We start from the raw sequence: 3,544 nt of genomic DNA on the forward strand, positions 1-3,544 counted from the left end.
AACGAGGCCTGGGCGGAGTACAACAAGGAGATCCCTGCGGCCGAGGGCGAGGCCCAGCGGATGATCCGCGACGCCGAGGGCTACGCGCTGGCGCGCGTCAACCGGGCGCAGGGCGACGCAGAGCGGTTCCTTGCGCTCTACAAGGAGTACGCCAGAGCCCGCGACGTGACGAGACGCCGTCTCTACCTCGAGACGATGACGGAGCTCCTCCCGCGCATTCGCAGAAAGATCGTGGTCGACCCCGAGCTGGAGAATCTCGTGCCACTCCTTCAACTGGACCAGCTGAAGGGAGGTGGCGAATGAACGCAGGGAGAGTCATCACCGTCGCCGTCCTGGTGATCGTCGGTCTCATCGTCCTCACGAACTCGCTCTACGTGGTCGATATGACCGAGCAGGTCGTCGTGACGCAGTTCGGCGATCCGATCGGTGACCCGGTCACCGAGCCGGGACTGCATACGAAGGCGCCGTTCATCCAGAAGGCCAACTACTTCGACAAGCGTATCCTGGAGTGGGACGGCAACCCGAGCCAGATCCCGACGAAGGACAAGAAGTACATCTGGGTCGACACGTTCGCTCGATGGCGCATCATCGACCCGCTCAAGTTCATGCAGTCGGTGTCGAACGAGCTCGGAGCGCAGGCGCGCCTCGATGACGTCATCGATGCCGCCGCGCGCGACAGGGTCACGAACCAGCTTCTGCTCGAGGTGGTACGGAACACGGACCGGGAGCTTCCCTTCGTCGATCTCGAGGTCCAGACGCAGGCCGCCGAGGACACCGCGGCCGTGACCGTCGGGAGGACCGAGATCACGCGGCGGATCTTCCGGCAGGCCTCGGAGCAGATGCCGAGATACGGCATCGAGCTCATCGACGTCCGCGTCAAGCGCGTCAACTACGTCGAGGAGGTCAGGCAGAACGTCTACGAGCGCATGATCTCCGAGCGGAAGCGGATCGCGGAGCGGTACCGGTCGGAGGGACAGGGCGAGAGCGCCGAGATCCGTGGACAGAAGGAGAAGGAGCTCGACCGCATCCACTCGGAGGCGTACGAGATCGCCGAGGAGATCAAGGGCCGGGCCGACGGCGAGGCCACCGCCATCTACGCCCGGGCGTACGGTCGCGACCCCGACTTCTACCAGTTCCTGCGGACGCTCGAAAGCTATCAGGAGACGATCGACGAGGAGAGCTCGCTCATCATCACGACCGACAGTGAGTACTTCAAACTGCTGAAGAGCATGTCGACGAAGTGACGGTCGGCGCGCCGTGGTCTCCGTACCTTCGAAGACCGGACAGCCGGGCCCGCAGCGAGAGACGCCCCGCCTGACAACGGCGGGGCGTCGTTGTTCCGGTAGCGCTGCGACGTCGTCGGGTCGCTTCAGCTCCTGCGACCGACGACGATCATCCTTCTGCTGCTGCTCCGATACGGTTCGCCGTCGATGCCGCCGAAAGCGACCTCCAGCGGCGCGCCCGCCCTCTCGAGCAGCCGCTTCATCTGACCCAACGTGTAGAGCCGCATCCTCGTGCGGCTCCGTTCGACGGTGTCTCTCCTTCTGAACGTCCAGCGGCCTTCGAGCCGTTCCGTCGCCGCGTCCCATCGGTTCCGCGAGACGGCCGTGAGATCGCCCACGCTGTGCTCGACTTCCTTGAGGAAGTGCCTGAGCACGTAGGGACGACCGACGCTCTCCACGAGAACAGCGCCGCCGGGCCGCGTCAGCCGGACGAGTTCGCGCAGCACCGCCTCGTTCTCCTCATCAGAGAAGTACCCGAAGCTCCCGCCCCAGCTCACGGCGGCGTCGAACCCGGGCTCGAGTCCGGTCGCGCGCATGTCGCCGAGCCGGACGCATGCCTCGACCCCCGAGCGGCGCACGCGGTCGCGCGCCCTCCGGACGCTCCTCCGACAGGCATCGAGTCCGACGACCCTGTGCCCCATCCTGGCAAGCTCCAGCAGGATGCGTCCGTCCCCGCACGGAACGTCGGCCACACGACTGTGAGGTGTCAGTCCCAGCGCCTCCTCCAGGAAGGCGGCCTCATCGACGGCTTTTCTCCTGAGCTCCGGCGAGCGCTGGATGATGTTCCACGCGCCGCCGAAGAACTCCTCTGTCCAGTGCGTCACCTCTGCCCCCCCGAAAGACGCCCGGTCCGGCTCGCCCCCATGCTACGACGCGAACCGGACCGGCGGCAACGACAAGTGCTGAGGTGTCTAGCGATCGAAGTAGCTCGACGGATGAGGCAGGACGATCTCTCCGCCGTCCGACGACGTCAGAACCGCCGCCAGTTCGATCCCGCGTTCCTCCGCCAGTTCCGAGGCCGCGTAGAGGAACCGGGCCCACGCGATCTGGTCGGGGGTCTTCCGGTCGACCTCGGGGAACTCCGCGTCGCCTCGATGAAGTTCGCGCTCGAGGAGCCACTCGACGGCCTCAAGTGCGGCGTCGGTGAACGGCTCCCCGGGCTCGCGCAGGACGACGACCGTCCCGTCGCCCTCGACGCGGACACGCTCGGCCGCAGCCACAAGCGCGTCGACAGACCGCAGCGCCGCGGAGTACTGCTCGCCGTCGGTGAGTCCCTCCGCTTCCTCGAGTGCGCGCCGTGCCTCGTCGAGCACTGAGACGTAATCGTCGTACGCCGTCGCCCTCGAGAGCGTGTCGGCCCGTGCAGCGAGCTCGTGCGCCCGCGCGACCAGCCCACTCTCACGCTCGCGGCGGAGTCTGGCCCGCTCATCTTCCAGTTCCTGCACCAGGAGAGCGTACTCGCCGGTGCCGCGAGCGAACGAGCCGCGCACCGAGGCCAGGACCGCCTCCGCGCCGTCGATATCGCCCGACTCGAGCTCCGCGAAGCCGCGGTCGATGCGCTGCAGGTCCTCGATGGCGGCGGCCGCGAGAGCCTGCCTTTCCTCGTCGAGAAGCGGGATCAGCACCTCTTCACCGACCTCGAGCTCCCGCAGCCCGTTGAGCTCGGTCAGCCGGTCCCACCACGCGTAGACAAGCCGTCTCTCCGGCTCATCGCCGGGCTCGAGGCGGTGCTCCGCCCGTGCCGCGCCGGTCGCCAGCGACCAGAGATTCTCACCGGGAAGCGCGGGCGTCGTGCGGTAGGCCATCGCGACGTCTCCGTCGGACGTGTACTCCACCTTCGCCGGCGCGCCTTCGAGGAACCGTCGTCTGAGAGCTGCAAGTTCGCGCGCCGCCCATCGACGGCGGCGGATGGAATGCAGCCTGTCGGCGTACTGGGTTCCCGGCGCGACCCGCTCTGCGCTCTTGAGGTACTTGAGTGCGCGGTCGAGCGAGCCGGCGTCGGCCGCCCGGTCCGCCAATCGCTCCCACTCGGCCGCGGTCCGTCCCGCGTACGAGGCCGGCGTATCTGCTGCGACCGCCGGCGCCGGGTCGTCCCTCCCGATGAAGGCCGGGATCAGGAGACCCGCTGCGAGGACCACGATGGGGAGCGCCCTGGTCCAGCGTCTCTTCGGTGCCATGTCCTCCCCCTTTCGCCTGGGTCCCGCCCGCCGGCCGACGCGATCGGCCGGCATCGTCAGGAACCGCTCACCCCGTTGGACGCG

At 67.9% G+C, this 3,544-nt stretch carries 3 protein-coding genes; 1 reads left to right on the plus strand and 2 read right to left on the minus strand.

Going from position 1 to position 3,544, the window contains the following annotated elements:
• Positions 1–299: 299 nt before the first annotated feature.
• Positions 300–1,244, plus strand: coding sequence for a protease modulator HflC (gene hflC / locus GF405_10110; GenBank protein ID MBD3368507.1), 945 nt, complete (start codon positions 300–302; stop codon positions 1,242–1,244).
• 125 nt (positions 1,245–1,369) lie between these two features.
• Here hflC and GF405_10115 read toward each other — a convergent pair whose 3' ends face one another.
• Complete coding sequence (locus tag GF405_10115; protein ID MBD3368508.1) at positions 1,370–2,107, minus strand: methyltransferase domain-containing protein; 738 nt, start codon at positions 2,105–2,107, stop codon at positions 1,370–1,372.
• A gap of 87 nt (positions 2,108–2,194) precedes the next feature.
• Complete coding sequence (locus GF405_10120) at positions 2,195–3,460, minus strand: hypothetical protein (GenBank protein MBD3368509.1); 1,266 nt, start codon at positions 3,458–3,460, stop codon at positions 2,195–2,197.
• Between the last annotated feature and the right edge of the window lie 84 nt (positions 3,461–3,544).

The sequence above is a fragment of the Candidatus Effluviviaceae Genus V sp. genome (genome assembly GCA_014728125.1).
In the GTDB taxonomy this organism is placed as follows: domain Bacteria; phylum Joyebacterota; class Joyebacteria; order Joyebacterales; family Joyebacteraceae; genus WJMD01.

Excerpts from the sequence above, each read along its gene's own strand:
- hflC (MBD3368507.1), top strand. The coding sequence starts at position 300 with ATGAACGCAGGGAGAGTCATCACCGTCGCCGTCCTGGTGATCGTCGGT.
- GF405_10120 (MBD3368509.1), bottom strand. The coding sequence starts at position 3,460 with ATGGCACCGAAGAGACGCTGGACCAGGGCGCTCCCCATCGTGGTCCTC.